Consider the following 18,008-nt stretch of genomic DNA (forward strand, 5'->3'; position numbering starts at 1 on the left):
TTGAGAACCTTATTTCCGAAGATTAAAAAAACGGAAAGCGTATAGTTGTGTGATTTTGAAGATTTAAGTTGGACTTACCATCATGCTAGTAATTTGAGATAGCTTCTTACAAAGTCGCACATCGCGTTTCAACTTATTGATATTTAATAGAAATCAATTATTTGAGTACTTTTCCTATCAAAAATACACACAGAAACACCATGATAAACACTGTATACATAACCATGCTTTTGCTGCACTATAGTGCCTAAGGGTGTCAGTACATCCTTATTCCGATAACTAACAAGAAAACAGAAGGTATATGAACCAGACGACCTCCGATATTCGCGAAGCAGCGGCACATGTGCTTACTGAGCTGGAACATCGAAAGCTAACCTTCCCGGAACGTGAAGAAACATTAACCCTGGCTATGGTGTTTTTGAGAGCGGATGCGCAAAGGCAGAAGAAACCAAAGGATCAAAGCCATTAACAGCAACGCCACTCATCACCAACCGTCGTAAGTAAGAGGTCACAGGGTTTGTTGTCCCTGTGAAAATGCTTTCTGATACCAAGCAGTAACATCATATTATTACCTGCTCAGGATGACACTTCCAATACTGAATATTCATTCATCGACGTATACCAGCCAACCCTGATGCGGCTACTCTGTTGCCTGCGCTTGCCCCCCTTAACTTGAAGCCCTGTTTTTCTTTAAGCCCATTGGCATTGCCACGGAACGGTTATTACTGTGGTTCCTCTGCGTATTTTTCGTCACCGGGAAAACAGGGTATCATCAGTCAACACTGCCATTTGCCGTAGTTGTTGAGGAAAAAAAGATGAATAATTATTACCTCTCTTTAGGTGCAGACCACCCCGATTACCCGGGCTATGTGCGGATTACGGCGCCCACCCGCGATGATGCCCGCCAGTTAATGGAAGCCCATCATGGCCACGACTGGACCGGCTGTTTTGAAACCTTTGATGAGCTGGATAGCCACCAACGGGTTCAGCGCGACTACCTGATCTTTGATCATCTGACCGGCGAGGCGCTTGCCTGGACTTGCCATATCTGCAAAGAGAAACGGCCCGACAGTAAAATAGAGGTCACTCAACGCACGTTATTGGAGGCAGATAATGCACCGGTCTACAACGTCCGATACTGCATTGATAATGATGAATGCCAGAACTGTATTGATGCCTTTATTGAACAGCAGCGTGGAGTATTGAATTAAACAGCGTTGCATGACCATGCAGTAAAGAGCAGCCAGACGCATTGACGAGATTGCTCTGGCGCTCGATCGCAGGCTGGTCACATCAGGAGTGCGCCCTTTCGTCCTGGTGATCCTCCGCCCACGCCAGGGCTTTCTGAAAAGCCGCATCGCCATATTGTGCTGAGCTGAAGCGACGGGTTAAGGCACAGGATTTACGATTCCGCTTTTTCTGGGAGATATGCGCAAGCCAACCGGTTTGACCGTCTTTCTGGATGTATTTTTCGATGCTCATCATAACCGGCAATCTCCCTTTTGTGGCAATCATTGTCCGTCAGCGGCCTGCTTTCCGACGGTGCGCAATTATTCACCAAACGTGATCCAAAAACCTTGATACGTATCAATACTTATTATCGACAGATTTGCGTTTCCGATGCTACTGAAATTTCAGTCAGTCTATGGTCGATAAGAGAAGCATGGGGGGGATGGGATCAATGATGGAGGGAGGAAAAGGGGGAAAAAGCTGACACTATCTGGGGGACAGGTATCAGCAAGAAACTCCATGGCAAATTTATATCCTGCTTTGTCTTGTTTCACAAGTCAGTATTGTTAACAGCCTACGTTTGGTGGCATGGTTAGGTAAAGGCTGGCTCAATTCAAAACTGGAAAGTCAGTTGAACCTGATACTGCGTGAGATACCCAAGCGGCAAAGTGGGGCTAATAACAACCGCAGTCAGAGCCGGGAGCGATCCTTGTGATGGGTGAGACAATCTATGAGCCGGTTGTGGGGCGGGAGGAAGTTGGAGAGTTTACCTGTCAAAAATAATAACAGCCCTGGTGATCTGACCGATTCGCCTCCGTAAGAGGCGGTATTTTAGCGTGTCATTTTCAATACGACATAAACCGTCTTTGCAAAAATAAACGGACCCTAAAGCCCGTGAGATAAGATTTTCTCTGCAAAATTCACAGTAGGTAAACTGTGCCCCAAGAAACATGTTCATTAGGAACAGCGCCTCTTCCGTGAGGACGTGAGCATCCTATTGAAAGCAGCACTCATCCGGAATTGGTAGTAGCACCTAAAAGCGATGGAGAAAGCCTTACCAATGCCCTTTCTTCTCCCCAACTGCATTTACAGAGAGGCTACCATCAGGGGCCTGGCCCTTCTGGGGAGTTGCTGTCAACAGGTAGCCATTAATACACGGGTCATCATCGTTATCATTGCTAACACAGGTAGCGCTTATAAGGTACCAACCACCCTCAGTCAGTATCGTGTTGTTATTTCCAACCCCCAAGTCGGCTATATTGGCAGTATAACGATGGTTCTCCATAAAAAACTGCTCTTGTCTGGCAGCAATATCCAAAAGCGCTGTTTGCCCCTCAGACCGCCGACCTTCCATAATAAACTGCTGATATCCCGGCAAAGCAATAGAGGCCAGAATCGCAATGATGACTACAGCAATCATCAGTTCAATTAATGTGAATCCTTTTTCCCGCCTCATTACCCGAACTTCCTGATGGTTAGTTTTTCTTGTCATCTTACTCTTCCACCCAGCCACTTCGGTGCATCCCCACGTCGTTAACCGCGCCATCATACCCCGTGTTCAAATCGATCAGGTTACTGCCTTCACCAAGGGAAATCATCGTCGGATCACCGGCCATCCCCACGATCGACATCAACGAAAAGCGGTCATCATTATTTCCATCACCGTCCAGGTCACGAAGTGCAGATGCGGTGTGCAAATCCAGCACATAATATCTTGAGCTTCCGAGTCCCGGTGTACAGATATTGGTATCGGGATCTCTGGATGGTGAGTAGGTACTGAACAGTAACTGGCCGGAGTATACCTCGCCCACCGTGGATGTTTTTTCGCCCTGCGCTTCCAGGTTGATATACCAGCCATAACTGTTATCCAGTTTATTTAATGCGTCACTGGATTCATTACTATTCCCGACCTGGATCAGGTTGTCACTGGCATCAAAGAGGTTTTTATGCTTTAGAACATCTGGAATGGAAACACATTCATTACAGTCGCCAAAACGGCTGTAGAAGATGTTTTTATCCCGAATCACATAGTATCGGTCTCCATTGGTCTCGGTCAGTGGGTTTTCACGATTACCACTGCCAAGGACAACCGCATCATAGGGAGTTCCCCGGTAGGTTGTCCGAACAATTTCGGGTTTGTACATAAAGCGACGATCAGCAGCCGCATCCGGAAACGTAATATCCGTCAGTTCGTCCACACCTAATGCCGCGAGCTTGATCAATGACCAGACCGCTTCTTCCCTGGTGTTGTCATTTTCATCGGGATACACCTTGCCAATATCAACACGGAAAACATTGCCCCCGGTATCTGCAAAATAAATCCGGTCTGTCAGTCCATCGCCATTACTGTCCATGGGGGCAGGAGATGCGATAACACTCCACTTCAGCAATTCACTTTCCAGCTGGTTATCAACGCTTTGCTCAATGGTATCCGGGGCAATGAACGACTGGATTAACTCGCCTGTACCCGCATCGACAATAAACAGCCCACGACCTTTCGTTGAGGATTTACGAACCTTAACATCACTGCCTTCCAGTGCCACTCCGCTGCGATCATCATCATTGATAGCGTCATAACCTGCACCAAAAGCCAGTGCAAACTTGTAGTTGATGGATGTTTTATTACTGTCAACATCCCGATGACCCGGAATGATCATTGGTACCGGAGGAGACCAACTCTGGCCAAGCTCAGCAAACCCCTCTGAACTTGCATCAATTCGCCACAACAAGACGGGCGACTCAGGAATGCTGACGTCAATGGCATAATAACTGTCTCCACCACGACGCAGACCAAAAAACAGAATCATCCGATCACCATCTGCTTTCCGGATATTGCCGTCAAGATTGGCATCCAGTCGCAAAATACTGATCTGTCCATCAAGCCCGTAGGGGTGAGGGACATCATCGTGATTTTCGTATAATTTTTTTACATTACCTCCGGTTTCGGCTGCAAAGAATGACCAATTTTCTTCAACCTGATCACCCTGATCCTCGATAAAGTGAAGCAAACCGTAGTTGGTACCGAAAGCGATGCGGATGTCGGGGTTTTCCCTGGAATAAGAACCACCATCCGGATTGCCATCGCTATCGCCGTAGTTGAGGGTGACCGGTTTTGAATGCAGGATGTCCCCCAGAACCCAGTCCCGGGTCTGGCCCTGATCATCGAGCCCTTTGATCCAGTTAATCCAGTTGCCGCGATCTTCGTCGGTAAAGCTTTCTGGATCACCAAAATGTTTGTTGGCAATGCCAGCGAGCTCACCAAGTGATTCCCGATTGTCCCCCTTTATATTGGTATAAAAAGTTCCGCGCCGTTCCAAAAGCTCAGTTCCAAGCCCACCACTGGTGACTTCATTGCCATCGTTTACTGTCCCCCAGTAGCTGCTACGACCATCAACGATCAAATTACTGCCATTTTCCAGGGCAGCATCGCATCCTCTATCCACAACCGTACCGAGCTTGTAACTATCATTACTGCCACACCCCGGGGTATCGTTACCTGTGTAAATTTTCAGCTTCTTTAAGTTGCCATACCAGGCTGGCGACTCATCGGGCAGGAACATCGCATAATAGGCATTATCAAGCGATTCGGTTCGATTAAAGCTATTTACCGCGACGGACGGAGATACGAAGGTGCTGGTGCGTTTCATGATTTCACCCAGAGCACCTTCGAAAGCCTCGGACAAATTATCAACTTTCACGCAGCCTGTCTTACTGTCCGTATTACTGCCTGTGGTCGTATAACAAATGCCGTCGCCATTTTTGGCGGTATCAAATAGTAGTGACTGATCGGTGTCAAACCCAATGGTATAGGTAAAGGCCTTTTGATTACCTGTCCATTGATCACCATCCAGCCCACCCACTTCAAGGTTTGCCATATACTCAGAAAGGAGCGGCAGACAGTTGCCCCCATATTCTTTACAAGAGCTCTTCCCAGTGAGTTGCTTTATTTTTGAATTACTTCCACCATCTTTGGTGGGCTCCCCGTCTGTCATGTAAATCACATAAATGTTTTGGCAGCTTTTTATTGGGGTTATATAACGCCCGCCTTCATCTTGGGATGTGTCCCTTGAACTCACACTTTTAGCAAAGTAAAGTTCATTACTTGTGAAATAGCGGTAGACTTCGTAAAAAGTGTCACATAGCGGTGTCCATGTCTCGGCATCAATATTGTTAATGGTCTGAACTAATGATTGCGTTCCCGTTGCATCTCTCTCCATAACCCCCCTGAGGATATGGCCGCCATAGACGTCTTCACTAAACTCATTTCTGTTAAAAACAGCCAATCCAAAATCAATGTTATTATTGTCATTGATTAAGGAAGTAATGGCCTGTTTTGCAATATCGAGTTTTTTCGTGGGAGCTATTCGCCAGTTAATATAATTCCCAAGACACCTTTCAACTTCATCTTCATTTTCTTTCTTTATGGTTTTACAGTAATCGTCAACATACGTAACATTTTCTGGCTTGCGGTAATAGCGATTTGGATCTGAGTAGTATGTCCCATTATTAGCATTCTTCACCTGAACAGGGTAAATAACATCAGGGTTATAACTCCCCCGCGATACGTTTTCTTTCATACTCCCAGAGTTATCAAAAATAATCATAACCTGAGGCCGTTCATTGTTACCGACATTCCCCCCGGTAAACACTTCCGTATCATCTGCAAGTGCGTACGGCTGCCAAAACAACAGCATCAACAAGGCCATCCCTCGGCTTATCCCCCACAACAACGAAATATTTTTGCACATCTTACAATCAGCCAATTATTAATTTTCTATCCGACAGTTGGCGAACACCCAATGCATCCACTCAGATCAAAGTTCATTTACCACCACATTCTGGTCTCCACCAACACCTCCATTCAGGTCAGCCAGTAAAACCTTGTAAGTATTCAGGACCAGAGAAGTTTGAATCGATGCCTGCTCGCTACTCGCATCAATGCGGTAATACTCGACACTGTAATTACCCACGCCACTGGCAGATTCTGACCTGGGGACATTATTGCTGGTTGCCCGATAGTGTATTGATGGATTGGGCTGAACATCATGATCCTCTGCAACACAGGCATTACCAGCCCCAAAGGGATCATAAGAGGCAACAAGGCCACACTGGCGATCAAACGTGTCCATTCCCGATTCAGCCACCTCGTTTAAGGTTGCCTGTGCCCGGCTGAAAGTAATGGACTTTAGCTCTGCGTTCGCGATCATTTTAGGAGCACGATTGCCCTGGTTAGCCAAAGTGACCGCGATGGTGGTTAGCATCAATAGAAATAGAAGCGATGTAATCAGCACCATTCCATTTTGCTCGTTATTATTATTGTTCATAGCGGGTTACCGAAAGTCCTGGTTATAAAGAAAAACAGTGGTACTGGCCAGCGAGCGCTTTCGGTCATCACCGTCGGGTAAAATGGAGATATCACTCATCTGGTATGACCGATGATCCTCATGGTTTGGACTGCTGGCAGAGTGAGACAAAAGATGGATCTTGACGCTTCGCACCCTGTTCCATTGAACTTCAGACCAGCCATCCATAGCATCGGATACCCCCTCATACCGATTCACCCTGCCATCGCCATTATCATCAATACCCAGTACGACTCTTAGAGCTTCAACCCCCAGTGCAATGGTCAGCTCTTCCAGCTGACCACCGACCAAACGGCTTAGCATCAGTTGATTATCTCTCAGATAGAAAAGGTTATAGTGATATTCCCTGATTTCCTGATCGTCGGATATCACCGGAGGATTGTTACCCCTGAATAGCCGGCCTTCCTGAGAGTTCGCAACCAGATAATTGGTATTGGCTTCCAACTCATTCACCTCAATCCGATCTCCAAACGCCCCCTTTATAAGGAACCAGTCGGAAGGGCTACCATCGGCGGCATTATAGTTCCCAATGCTGCCTCTGACGCAATCCAGGATATTATTCACTGTGGTGGCTTTATCCGGATCTGGGATACCTGCCATAAAAAAGGGGGATGTTTGCAGGGCAGACCCCAATCCGCCGCAATCTTCATTCAGGACCAGCCCACGACCATCAATACTGCCCATATTGAGACCGCTATTGTAACCTGCCGATCTCAAATCCCTGGCGATGACTGTGAGTGCCGTACGTGCATTGTGTTCAAGATTGGCTGTCAGAGCACTATCGCGCTGAATGGCGTAGGTATTGAGGTAAAGAACAGCAACGCCCGATAGCAAGAATAGGGATAGAGTGACCGCAACCATTAACTCTATCAGCGTGAAACCACCCTCGGAGCTACCTACCGAACTGCAGGCATTATTATTAACTGCCATGTTCTCTTCCATATAAAAACAGCAAAGGCATAAAGGATTGGAGGATTTACCCTTATCCTACCCGTGTGTTCAGAGTCATTACCCGACGAAGATCATTATCTGCCGTGGAAGTGTATTGATTTTCTCCATCACCACAAGCCTCTGCCGCCTTACTGTCTGGACGGGTAAACTTACCTCGCCACACGATAGTGACAGAGAGCGTGGAACCAACCACATCTATGCAGGCCATGGGTGAAACCAGCCCACCCACATCAAGATCATCTTCCGTTTTAATTTCGGTGCCATAAAGAGCCTGTCCCCATTGCCACAGATCAAATTCAGCCATCTGGACTGGTGAGCAGTTTGAATCAGCACCGTCGCATAATGTTGCCGGTTCATCCGGTTTTGCTGAGAGATCTACAGCATAGCTGGCGATACCATCCGGATTTGCATTAACCCGGCCCATCAGATCTTCTGCAAGCTGTAAGGCTGTCGCCCTTTGTTGAACTTCGAAAGCATTTTTCTGTGACTCGACAACCAGCCCGGCAATACCCAGAAGCCCAACTGAAACAATGACCATTGCCACCAGAACCTCAATCAAGGTAAAGCCTGTTAATCTTCGGGGCCAGATTGAAGGGGGATCAAAAATGCATGACATCTTATTGGCTTTCCTTGTTATCGCTATTCTTGGTAGCCGAGTAATCGAGAGTAATGGCACCTCCGGCAGAGGCCACTACATTAGCAGCTCTGCTGGCATTTTCATGGGTAACCGAAATATTGATCACGCCGGATATCCCACGATCATCAAACTGATACCATCGGGTCGGTGAATTTATTGTGCTACCGGTGAACGGTTCGACCTGAAAAATGGGGCTCACTTCATTGTCCGCACGCACCGCACCACACCACCCGATAACCAACCCTCAACACCGTTCTCATCATTAAATATGGAGACTGTTACACCTCGTGTAATTGCCTCAGAACGGGCAAATGCCAGCAGATTTACAATCTCCTCCGCATGGCTTCTGACCCGGTTATCCGCAATAGTCTGACTCATTGAGGGATAAGCGATAGAGATAAGAATGCCCAAGATAGCGAGTACAACTAAAAGCTCAATGAGGGTAAATGCTGCCACCCGTCTCCTGACTGGATTATCGGCATAGCTTTTTTCTGGTCGGCTCCACATCGCCATGACACCGTTTTATATGTAGCATGTCAAAAGTAACGGTGGATTGTATCGAATTCGCTTTTACCTTACTAACGTTTGACCAAACATTCGTGACCTAGTCCCTTTAAATATATGGGCAAGCCCCATCAACAACATACGATTTACTATCGAAAACACCAAAGTCGCTCTTATGGATTAATGACACACATAAACGTCAACTGTTTTTTACTCTCCAAAGCGCTTCACAGCATTAGTGGCGACCTGATTGATCTGCCGGTTCAGCCGGTCTAGCCGTTCCCGCTTGGTATCTCGATCCATGATCCGGTCTTCCATCACCTTGCGGACTTCCCTGCGCAGCTTGCTGATCTCCCGACTGGCCTTATTGAGCCCGGACTTGTTTTTCAGTCTGGTACTGGCCGACTGTTCCAGCTCCTTCGCCCTCTGGGTTTCCCCGGTTTCCTGATAGTGCTTGATGGACGAAGCAATGGCATTCACCTCCTTGTTCATTTCATACAGCTCGTTGGTGTAACGGGTGCTGCCTTTGATGCGATCACCAAAGAACGAGCCAATCACCGGATAGTCCTGTTTGTTCCATGCCGGCTTTTCACCGGCACCGGTCATGTGGCGGGTAACCGCATCGGTCACCACCAGCGTTCCTGTGGCAAAGGCATTGAAATAGCCTTTCAGCAGGTGCTCCAGCTTTTTGGGGGAACGCATCCACTCTGGCGCACCTTCGGGTATGTACTGGACCAGTTCTTTCAAGGTGTCACTGGTGTACGGGTCGTACTGGGCTTCCGGCTTCAGGTGCTGCAAGCTTATGGGCACAATATCCCGGTTACGGAAACGGTCCCGATTCTCACCCACTTCCCAGATCGGTTTGATGAACTGCGGTATGGGTGTGGACTCTAGATTAAACATCGCCATTCCCAGAGTCATCATGGCGTCCTTTGTCCATTTGGTATCCTCATGGCCCATTATGCCCTGCCACAGAAACTCCGGGATGGTGGCAAAGATATGCCCTACCTCGAACGGCTTGGGGATTCTAAAGTGACCGTCTTCACCGTCACCGATCCAGAAGTGGTGGTAAGCCACTTTTTCGTCGGTGCTGAGTGCCTTGTAACGATCATCGTCTTCAAACAGTCGCACCAGCAACCAGGAGGCAAAGCCGTACATCAGCCCCCGTGTCAGCACTTCACCGGATAAGGCGCTCCAGTGCAGCTCATCTCCGGGCTTCACGCCCCGCCACATCCGGTTTACGCCCTGAAGCAAACTGTTGGTGAACTGGATGGATTGGGTCAGGAACCGGACAATGCCCCACTGGCCTTTGCGGGTAAAGTTCATCACGTCCAGCGACTGATAAGCGGCTTCCGCCGTGGAACCACCTTCCTCCTTTACCCGTTCAAAGACGTGCAGCCGGTTGGAGTCCTCAAACCGGGCGCCAAGGCTGTCCCAGAAGTCGATCAGTTTGCCGGGAGTATTAATGATCCGCTTTTGCTCCGCAGGAGACAGCTTCTTACGGATGTTGTTGTAGTTGCTACGGTAGTGACCACTGCTACTGCTGCCTCCGGCCATTTTCATCGCCCACAGGGAGTCATCCTCATCCAGGGATTTTCTGAAACCACGAATGGCACCGGCCAGCGGGTTCATACCCACCACCTTGCCGTTCACCTCCGGGGCAATATGCACTGCCGTGGACAGCGTATCCCTGGTCAGGTTTCGGAACCAGTAGGCAGGCATCGCCGTGACACCGCGCCGGACTATTTGGCTGGGAATGCCCACCAGTTTCATAAAGCCGCTGTGCAGCTCCGGCCCGATATCCTGAATGGAGGCCAGCAGCAGCGGATCATCCACCGCGTAGGTTTCCAGCTTGCCATCGCGTGAGACACTGGTGGTCCCTTTCAGGGTTTCGTATTTGGCCATCAGCGACTTCCAGCCGCGCATCTGCGCTGGTGTGAGGTCGGCACTGACGCCGATCCCCTGAAGAGCTGCCTTTACATCGTCGTCGGTAACGGTAATGGCACTCTCAATTTTCTCCACGGCCCCCAGTTGCAGGGCGTTATCGATCACCCGTTGCTGGGCGATATTCTTCAGGGCCGCATCGAGCATGGAACGGGTATTGCGCACCATCGCTTCCAGTGGCGCGATCTTTTCCACGCCCCCTTTCAGGCGCTGAATGCCGGAGGTCTGGCCACCGAGTCCTTTTTTAGGTCGAATAAACCGCTGGTTCTCTTCCTGGTATTCCAGGTCGTGTATCCGGTTGAACGGGATGTAGTCGCCGGTATCAAACAGCTTGCGCTGCTCCCTGTCGAGGGTGCCGGCGGCTTCCATAAAGTCCAGCAGGTCACGGTTGTGCTGCTGGTAGTCATCCATTACCTGCTTAAATCGCTTGGCCAGTTCCGGCTGGGTATGCACCCAGTTCTGAACCATCTTGATCTTCTGCTCGTCGTACAGGTTCTCCCGACTCTGCTGGCTGAGTGCCTTGCCCAGCTTCAGGTCTTTTTCCATCTGCCTGTGGTCACGATTCCAAGCCGAGCGACCGCCCTGATACTCATCGGGTGCCGTGGCATCCAGCAATTCTTTCATGGCCTGCCCCTGAGCCAATAACTGAATACCCTTTGCTCTGGCGGCCTTGTCTTCATTCATGATCCGCTGCGCACGGTGGCTGCCTTCGTAAACCTCCCAGATGGCCAGCTCATCACGCTCGGTGACTGGCTTCAGCAGTTCAAACAACCCCTTGCTGCCGGGTTTGATGACAATGCTGCCCTCTTTCAGCATCGGGGTGCCTTTATGAAAGGTGGCATCGGTCACGTTATCGAGATTGCGGGCCAGGTAAACGGCTTTGCTGGCAGACACCGTTGCGTCCATCAGCTTGCCCTCGTTCAGCAGCTTCTCCTGCTGTTCAATAATGGCGGCATCGGTGAATACGCCCTGATTGATATGGAGTAAACCTCGCTTGATATGCTCCTTCACCGGTTTGGCCTCCCACCACTCCCGCAGCCGGTCGTGCCACGGCTTTGGAGCAATGCCGCCGTGGATGTCGTTGATCACGGACTGTACATCGTCGGGGAGGTCTTTCAGGGCGTAGCGTGGGCTACTGCCTGGCTTCGGCTGCTTGTCCTGCTGCTTACCCTGTTTTTTGTCTTTCAAGGCAAACAGCGGCTGGCCGTCCTTCAGTACAGACTCTTTCATCTTGTCGGTGACACTCACCGACCAGACTTTATCGGGCCTGGTGTCATAAGGGTACTGCGAGCCGTTGAAATGGATCTCGACAGGCTCCAGCGTTGCCCCCCACTTTTTGGTGTACTTCTTCATGTAGTTGGCCAGACGCTTGTCGTAGAACTCGCGCATTCCCCTGGCACCGTCGCCCATCAGCTCGTCCAGGTTTTCCAGGGTAAAGTCTGCACTGTGCTCGGCGAAGACCAGCCGGTCCAGATCCTGATCAGCCTTGCCTTGTGTGCCGTAATAGAGCAGCGAACCGTCCGATGAATGCAAGGCCTCACCGTTGGTATCGCGGATAAACCAGCGGTTCTGCTGATCGTCGTTATCCTGCTCGGTGGACCATTGGCTGCGCTCCTCTTTCAGGGATTCATAAACGGAGTGGCTGTCCTCCCGTATTTTTGCCCCCAGACGATGGCCTACATAAGCGTCCAGCCGCTCCTCCGCAATATGCTCTCTGCGGTTGCTGCCGTTCCTGTTTTTGATCGTTAAGGTGACATGGGTCAGTCGGCCTTCGTGGGTAAACTGGGGGGATACTTTCATCTGCTCTACCACCTGCCCGAGACTCGGATACCTCTCTACCTGTTGTGCCGCACTGCTCCAGGCGATCCGGTCAAAGCCGTTTTCGGCAGCGTGGCGGATCATCCGTTTCATCACCAGGTTGGGCCAGCTCTCTTTCAGGGGCGCATTAGGTACCTGGCGGTAGAACCGGTGTTTGTCAGTATCGAACAGTGACTGTCGTTCATCTCGCAGTGCTTTCAGCTGGGCTTCGGCATCCACCCACTGCTGGAAATGGTTCTCTACATCTTCTGCAACCGTGGTCAATTCGTTGTTCAGCTGTTCCACCTGCGTTTGATCCTGGTTTTGCTCTGCCTGTTTGATCTGACGGGTAAGCTCATCACGCCGGGTACCGGCCTCAGCATGTTGTTTGCCAAACTCATCCCGCTGTTTAACGACTGAGCGAATCTTGTCATCAACTGCGTTTATCCGGGCATTTCGCTGCTCCTGTTTACGCACCGACTCTGGCGTGCGGTAACCACTTTCCCGGCCAGCCTGATGCCAGTCACTCTGTACCTCATCAATAAACAGGATCCGTTCATTACGACCATGGACGTTTTCATCAAAGGTCTGGAAGCGCACATGAGCCAGTACGTTTTCCGTCGTTCCCCAGTGGCTTTCGTCATAGTCATCCTGTCGCCATCGGGCAAAGGATTGATGCTCGCTGACGGCGGCGGCGATGGCGGAGGCTTCGGTGGCATGACCGGTGGTGATCATGGTCTTGTCATCACCATTGCGACGGTAGAGGGTGTAGTCTTTAAACTCCTGACTCCAGCCCATATCATCCACCTTCATACCGGCGGGCATCATGCCCTGCGCCAGTGCCTTGGCTTCTTCTTCGGAAATGGGGCTCAGGTTCTTGTGATTCGGATCAGCGGGGAATACGTGGCTGTTGTTATCCAGCACCAATATCAGCTCTGAATACTCCTCACCACCCTGCATGGCATAATTGCGGTACTGAACGTCGGACTCATCCCGCAGCTCCGCTTCCAGGTCACTTCGCACATCCGACTCGTAGTCGTTCTCCCAGGCTTCCAGCGCGGCGTCTTCCTTATCGGAATAACTGATGTGATCCCGTACCAGCGCCTTGTCGTCCATAGTATCGACGCTGTTGTTGGCTTGCCATTGCGCTTCTTCGTGCAGGGCGGATTCATCCAGATTGCCCTCGTCATCCACCAGGGCGTCCACTTCATGGTCATCCAGCTCGCCCTGTTCAAACCGCTGTTTCAGTTCCTGATAGTGGAAGTCGTACTCATCCTCCCGAAGTACCTCCCGCGCATCATCCAGCAGGTGGGACAGCTCATCCAGCGAATAGCCGTGCTCGTAATCTCCGATACGCTCGCTGATAAAGTGTTGCTGCTTTTCATAGACCCGCTCTTCCAGCTCCTGTTCATCGAACGCATCAACACTGAGGTCTTCGTCGATCCGCACTTCATTCTGGCGAATAAAGTACAGCACCTCGGCCCTGCTCAGCTTCTCGCCCTTTTTGTCCGCCAGCCACAGGTCAAGGCCCAGCCACTGGACTTCCTCGTCCTGCACGTTGTTGCCTTTCTTGATGGCATTCAGCCAGCTCTGGGCAGGCAGCTTGTCCGACTTCACCGCAGCGGCACTGCGTTCCACGGCGGAGTAGAACGTCGGGGCTATGCCTGAATCGCTGTAGCGATTCCCCTTAGCGTTACCGGCATTAAGGCTGCCAGTGCGCTTCAGATGACCACGGGCTGCCGCCAGTAGTTCCACCGCATCAGCTTCTGTCCATTGAATACCCTGGAATAACCGGCGCAGGGTGTTGCGTATCATGCTGACAATCCGGGTCAACAATCCGTTTTTCGGGTCTTTCTCGGCAAGGTGCGCCAGGTATTCCTCGGCAATGATCCGGTTGGCTTCTGCCTCGCTCTTGCCTTCGGTCTGCCGGGCGTACCGCTTGGCCAGAGCCGATTTCAGCCGGTCGTTCATGTCCCGGTGAATCTCATCCAGCACGGTATCGAGCCGTTTGCCCAGCAGGCCACGGACGCCTTTATGACCCACCAGTTCATGGAGGACGGTACGCACCGCCTCGCCAGTGGTATCCAGATTGGCTGCGATCAGATAGGTGTCGCCTGTCTCCGGGTCGAACATCCCTCGCACCCGTCCCTGAGCCTTGTCGCTGATCACCTTCTGGTAGAGGCTGTAGGGCAGTTCAGTTTCTGATTGCAGGACGTGGATGGCCTGCCCCAGTTTCTGCTCCAGCGGCTTCAGCTTCAGACGCAGCGGACCGGACTGGATGCCTTTGGCCTTACTATCTTTGGCGTTGCTGTCTTTTCGCAGGGCGTAGAAGGAGCCCCGTTCGTTCAGGTCTGGGGTTCCTCTTTCGGCGGCAGACTGGTAGCTGCCATCCTTGCCGGTAAAGTGATCCAACACCTGAATACGGTCGCCTCGGTTGAAGAACCGAATCAAATTACTTGTGCCTGTCGTGGCCAGTGGTGAACCACTGCTTTTCAGGATGACCGACGAACTGTTGGTGCTGTCCAGTGCCGTCATAATCCGGGCAGCCGCTGGGTTCCCCAGCCGCGCTCCCGGCGCTTGGTGGGATTTCCCCCGTCCCTGGGGGTCATCCGTTGGATGCCGCAGGGTCTTCAGATCACTGTCCGACAACGGCAGGACGCCAGTAACATTGTGTTTGCTATCCAGCAGCACCACGGCATTGGGGCTGATGGTGTCCAGAAAAGGGCGCACCGTTTCTGGTGAGCTGAAGTTGATATGGGGCCGGTTAAAGCGCAGTCGCCGTTCGGTAATGGGGAATGCCTTATTGCGAGCCATGCGCTTGGGAGCCACGGTGCCCATCTGCACCGTGCCATCAGCATCCATGATTTTCGCATGGCCAGTTATACCCACCACGGCATGCCCCATATTCACCACGCCACTGCCGTCCAGCACTTCATTCAGGCTGTGGGTAATATGTACATCCGACATACTGGGCTCAGGATCACCAGAGGGATGGTTATGAGCAAACCAGACGGATTTTGCATTGGGTGTCGCCACCACCGCACCGGCCAGTGTCCATGGGGATACACTGGCCGAGGCCTTCTGCCCCTTACTGTGCCTGATGACATTGATCACCTTGTCATTGCCATCGAGCACAATGGCAACCATTTCCTCCTGCGCCAGCTTGCGGATCGGGGCAATAAAGTGGGCAAGGTCGTCGTAGGTGTGAATGGTGTCGGTGCCAGCTCTTATGGTGCCGGTTTCATCATGCTTAACCAGAACACGTTGGTTCTCGATGGTTTGCTGTTTCCGTTCGTCACCGGAGAGGTCTGGGGAGGCGAACAGGTTCTGCTGTCCGGCGTCCTCCAAGTCGGACTTTTTGCCACGCCGTTTGCGTTCTTTTATTTCTCCTTCTTCGCCTTCTCCGACCCGGTAGCGTCCGGTTCCCTCATCAATTTGTCGAACTCCAATTGTGCCTTCAGCTTCCTGTCCCTGGCCGCCTGCATCTGTTGCTTCTGTTCGGGTGTCAGCAGATGCCCGTAGCGCAGATCGGATTTTGCCCAGGTTTCCAAGCAGCTCTGCCGCGCTCGCTTTGCCACCGAATCGGTCAGGGTCATTCTCTATCTCCTCTTTCAGCCGTTGCAGATGTTTATCGTGGGGGGCTTCCGTGGCGGCTTTCATCACCTGGCGGGTGACATTGCCGTGGAAGCAACCCATACCGCCGTATTGGTCGCAGGAAGTGCAGTTAAAGTTCTTCTTCGGATCAGTGGGGTGCTTGATCTTTTTCCAGCCGCCATCGACAGGGCATACCCGCTTCATGGCATCCAGCCCGAGCATACGACGCAGGGTGGCTTTATCGCCCAGGACTCGCTGCCCGTGTTTAATGGGCAGAATCACCAGTATCCGGTCAAGGTTGGCACGAACGAAGTCGATGCCATTCTGCTGACCGTCAAACACCACCGCCAGTGGCAGCTCCGGGTGCTGTGCGGCCAGTGCAAAGTTGCTGTTGTCCACCGACAGTGCCCGCCAGTTCATCTCTGGCACCTGCCTCAGGAACTCCGGATTCTTGCTGAAGATCTGGAGCCGGATACCCTCCTTGTTCATGGTTCGGATAAAGGGCAGCCATGCCATGGAGCCATCGCCCATATCAAACAGGCGAAGGGCTTTGTTCTGGTAAAACTCGGGAGTGCCTTTGTAATCGTTGGCCGCAATCCGGGCGGTTCTGACCGGGTCTTTCTCCACCGCCCAGTTCACGATTTCCGATTTGATAATGGGATTACTGAACCGGTAATTGCCTTTGGTCGCATAACAGAAGGATGCACAATCACGGCTGGGCATACAATCGACAAAGCTGCCATTGATGCTGTTCTCCGGTTTTCCGGCATGCCCCATGACATCCTCTGTGTGCAGGTAACGCCAGAGTCCGGGTTCGCCATGATCTTTCAGCGCTTTGAGGATCGAGGCATTATCTTTCTGGGACAACAGCGACTGGTAATCCACCTCCCGCCCAGCCACCAGGTCATCAATTGTCTGGCGGATCAGCATGGACTGGACGGTCTTCCTTGCCCAGGGTGTGTCAGCCAGCTTCTTCAGCCTTGCGATAACTTCCGGTTTGTCAGCTCTGTTTTCAAGGTACCGTTTGATGGCTGCCCGTTCAGCACCGCCCAGACTCTTGATCCCAGGCACCGAGTAGTGAGGCGCATTACGGCTGTTGTACCAGTCGCGCTCCTGGCGCTTTGTGGCACTTCCCCCGTCCTGGGGGGCGTACTTGTCGCGCTTTCTATGCCCTTCGGGTGCCCGGCGCTTGGTGGCACTTCCCCCATCCTGGGGGTCGTATTGAGCCTTGTCTTCCTCAATCCCGGCAAAGTCATCGTCCTTCCACTCATCGCTATCAAGGGTGCCGTGATCAACCGCATCCAGCAGATCGTCTACTTCGTCCCTTTTGGCTTCTCTGGCAGATTCAGTTGGTCTTCCGGTCCGTTCTTCCGGTTGACCGCCTCGGTTGCCGCCTTCAGCAGTTTGAACAGGCTGGTCTTGTTTGGCCTCCCAGTCGCGCTCCGGGCGCTTGGTGGGACTTCCCCCTTCCCTGGGGGTCGGCTTCGGGTCGATGATCGGGGTGCTTTTCTCGCCATAGTTTTTCTCCAGTTGGTGGTTGGTCTGCTGGATCAGATCGTCCAGTGTCGCCTTTGAGGTACCGAACATATCCCCATCGGCCTGCCCCTGCTTCTGAAGGTACTGTTCAATCTGGCTGGCCAGCTCGCTCAATGCCTGACCCACCTGCCTCGACTTGTTCAGGTTGGCATCGAGCCAACGGGCGAACATTTCCGTTTCCGGGCTGAAGCTGTCCAGCAGGGAGCGTTGATCCAGAATCTCATCCACCGACTGGCCACGGTTGCGGCTGTCCTGCAAAATGCGACTGGCTTCCACCAGGGAATCAATGACGCCATAGCCACCGAGCTCAGGATCAATACCCTTAGCCCTGGCAAAGTGCGGTGCCGCCATGGCCAGTGACTTGATCAGGTTTTTCAGGTCAGGCTTGTCGTCCTCGGCAAACAGGCTATTGAGGCGGTCATCGCCGTAGGCTTTCATAAACAGGGCCGACT

At 51.7% G+C, this 18,008-nt stretch carries 11 protein-coding genes; 2 read left to right on the forward strand and 9 right to left on the reverse strand.

The window, feature by feature from the left end:
* The first annotated feature begins 301 nt into the window (after positions 1-301).
* A complete protein-coding gene (locus AK963_RS33300) occupies positions 302-469 on the forward strand; it encodes a hypothetical protein (protein WP_175404537.1) in 168 nt (55 codons plus the stop codon).
* A gap of 346 nt (positions 470-815) precedes the next feature.
* Positions 816-1,211, forward strand: coding sequence for a hypothetical protein (locus tag AK963_RS15545; protein WP_066016362.1), 396 nt, complete (start codon positions 816-818; stop codon positions 1,209-1,211).
* 82 nt (positions 1,212-1,293) lie between these two features.
* On the opposite strand, the gene AK963_RS15550 is transcribed toward AK963_RS15545, so the two are convergent.
* The 9 genes from AK963_RS15550 to AK963_RS15590 all read right to left on the reverse strand — a co-directional run bounded on the left by AK963_RS15550 (position 1,294) and on the right by AK963_RS15590 (position 17,994).
* Positions 1,294-1,485, reverse strand: a complete 192-nt coding sequence (locus AK963_RS15550) for a hypothetical protein (protein ID WP_139117440.1) — start codon at positions 1,483-1,485, stop codon at positions 1,294-1,296.
* A 799-nt stretch (positions 1,486-2,284) separates the two neighbouring features.
* Entirely contained in the window at positions 2,285-2,722 is a 438-nt protein-coding gene (locus AK963_RS15555; protein WP_274520526.1) for a type IV pilin protein, read from the reverse strand.
* A gap of 1 nt (position 2,723) precedes the next feature.
* Positions 2,724-5,927: a pilus assembly protein gene (locus AK963_RS15560; RefSeq protein WP_175404538.1), complete on the reverse strand. Its 3,204-nt coding sequence runs from the start codon at positions 5,925-5,927 to the stop codon at positions 2,724-2,726.
* A 117-nt stretch (positions 5,928-6,044) separates the two neighbouring features.
* Positions 6,045-6,554 carry a pilus assembly PilX family protein gene (locus AK963_RS15565; protein WP_066016366.1) on the reverse strand — a complete coding sequence of 170 codons (510 nt, stop codon included), beginning with the start codon at positions 6,552-6,554 and terminating at the stop codon, positions 6,045-6,047.
* A gap of 6 nt (positions 6,555-6,560) precedes the next feature.
* Positions 6,561-7,523 (reverse strand): PilW family protein, encoded by a 963-nt coding sequence (locus AK963_RS15570; protein WP_066016367.1) that lies wholly within the window; start codon positions 7,521-7,523, stop codon positions 6,561-6,563.
* 52 nt (positions 7,524-7,575) lie between these two features.
* Entirely contained in the window at positions 7,576-8,160 is a 585-nt protein-coding gene (gene pilV / locus AK963_RS15575) for a type IV pilus modification protein PilV (protein WP_083232687.1), read from the reverse strand.
* A gap of 1 nt (position 8,161) precedes the next feature.
* Positions 8,162-8,380 carry a hypothetical protein gene (locus tag AK963_RS32100; protein WP_175404539.1) on the reverse strand — a complete coding sequence of 73 codons (219 nt, stop codon included), beginning with the start codon at positions 8,378-8,380 and terminating at the stop codon, positions 8,162-8,164.
* The gene (locus tag AK963_RS15585; protein ID WP_066016370.1) at positions 8,377-8,688 is read right to left on the reverse strand and encodes a pilus assembly FimT family protein; all 312 of its coding nucleotides are present in this window, start codon (positions 8,686-8,688) and stop codon (positions 8,377-8,379) included. Before AK963_RS15585 ends, AK963_RS32100 begins: the two co-directional genes overlap by 4 nt.
* 207 nt (positions 8,689-8,895) lie before the next feature.
* On the reverse strand, positions 8,896-17,994 hold the full coding sequence (locus tag AK963_RS15590) for an LPD38 domain-containing protein (protein WP_066016371.1): 9,099 nt from the start codon (positions 17,992-17,994) through the stop codon (positions 8,896-8,898).
* Between the last annotated feature and the right edge of the window lie 14 nt (positions 17,995-18,008).

It is taken from the genome of Endozoicomonas atrinae, from assembly GCF_001647025.1.
Lineage (GTDB): Bacteria > Pseudomonadota > Gammaproteobacteria > Pseudomonadales > Endozoicomonadaceae > Endozoicomonas > Endozoicomonas atrinae.

Excerpts from the sequence above, each read along its gene's own strand:
- AK963_RS33300 (WP_175404537.1), top strand. The coding sequence starts at position 302 with ATGAACCAGACGACCTCCGATATTCGCGAAGCAGCGGCACATGTGCTT.
- AK963_RS15590 (WP_066016371.1), bottom strand. The coding sequence starts at position 17,994 with ATGAAAGCCTACGGCGATGACCGCCTCAATAGCCTGTTTGCCGAGGAC.
- pilV (WP_083232687.1), bottom strand. The coding sequence starts at position 8,160 with ATGTCATGCATTTTTGATCCCCCTTCAATCTGGCCCCGAAGATTAACA.
- AK963_RS15545 (WP_066016362.1), top strand. The coding sequence starts at position 816 with ATGAATAATTATTACCTCTCTTTAGGTGCAGACCACCCCGATTACCCG.
- AK963_RS15585 (WP_066016370.1), bottom strand. The coding sequence starts at position 8,688 with ATGTGGAGCCGACCAGAAAAAAGCTATGCCGATAATCCAGTCAGGAGA.
- AK963_RS15550 (WP_139117440.1), bottom strand. The coding sequence starts at position 1,485 with ATGATGAGCATCGAAAAATACATCCAGAAAGACGGTCAAACCGGTTGG.
- AK963_RS15570 (WP_066016367.1), bottom strand. The coding sequence starts at position 7,523 with ATGGCAGTTAATAATAATGCCTGCAGTTCGGTAGGTAGCTCCGAGGGT.
- AK963_RS15555 (WP_274520526.1), bottom strand. The coding sequence starts at position 2,722 with ATGACAAGAAAAACTAACCATCAGGAAGTTCGGGTAATGAGGCGGGAA.
- AK963_RS15565 (WP_066016366.1), bottom strand. The coding sequence starts at position 6,554 with ATGAACAATAATAATAACGAGCAAAATGGAATGGTGCTGATTACATCG.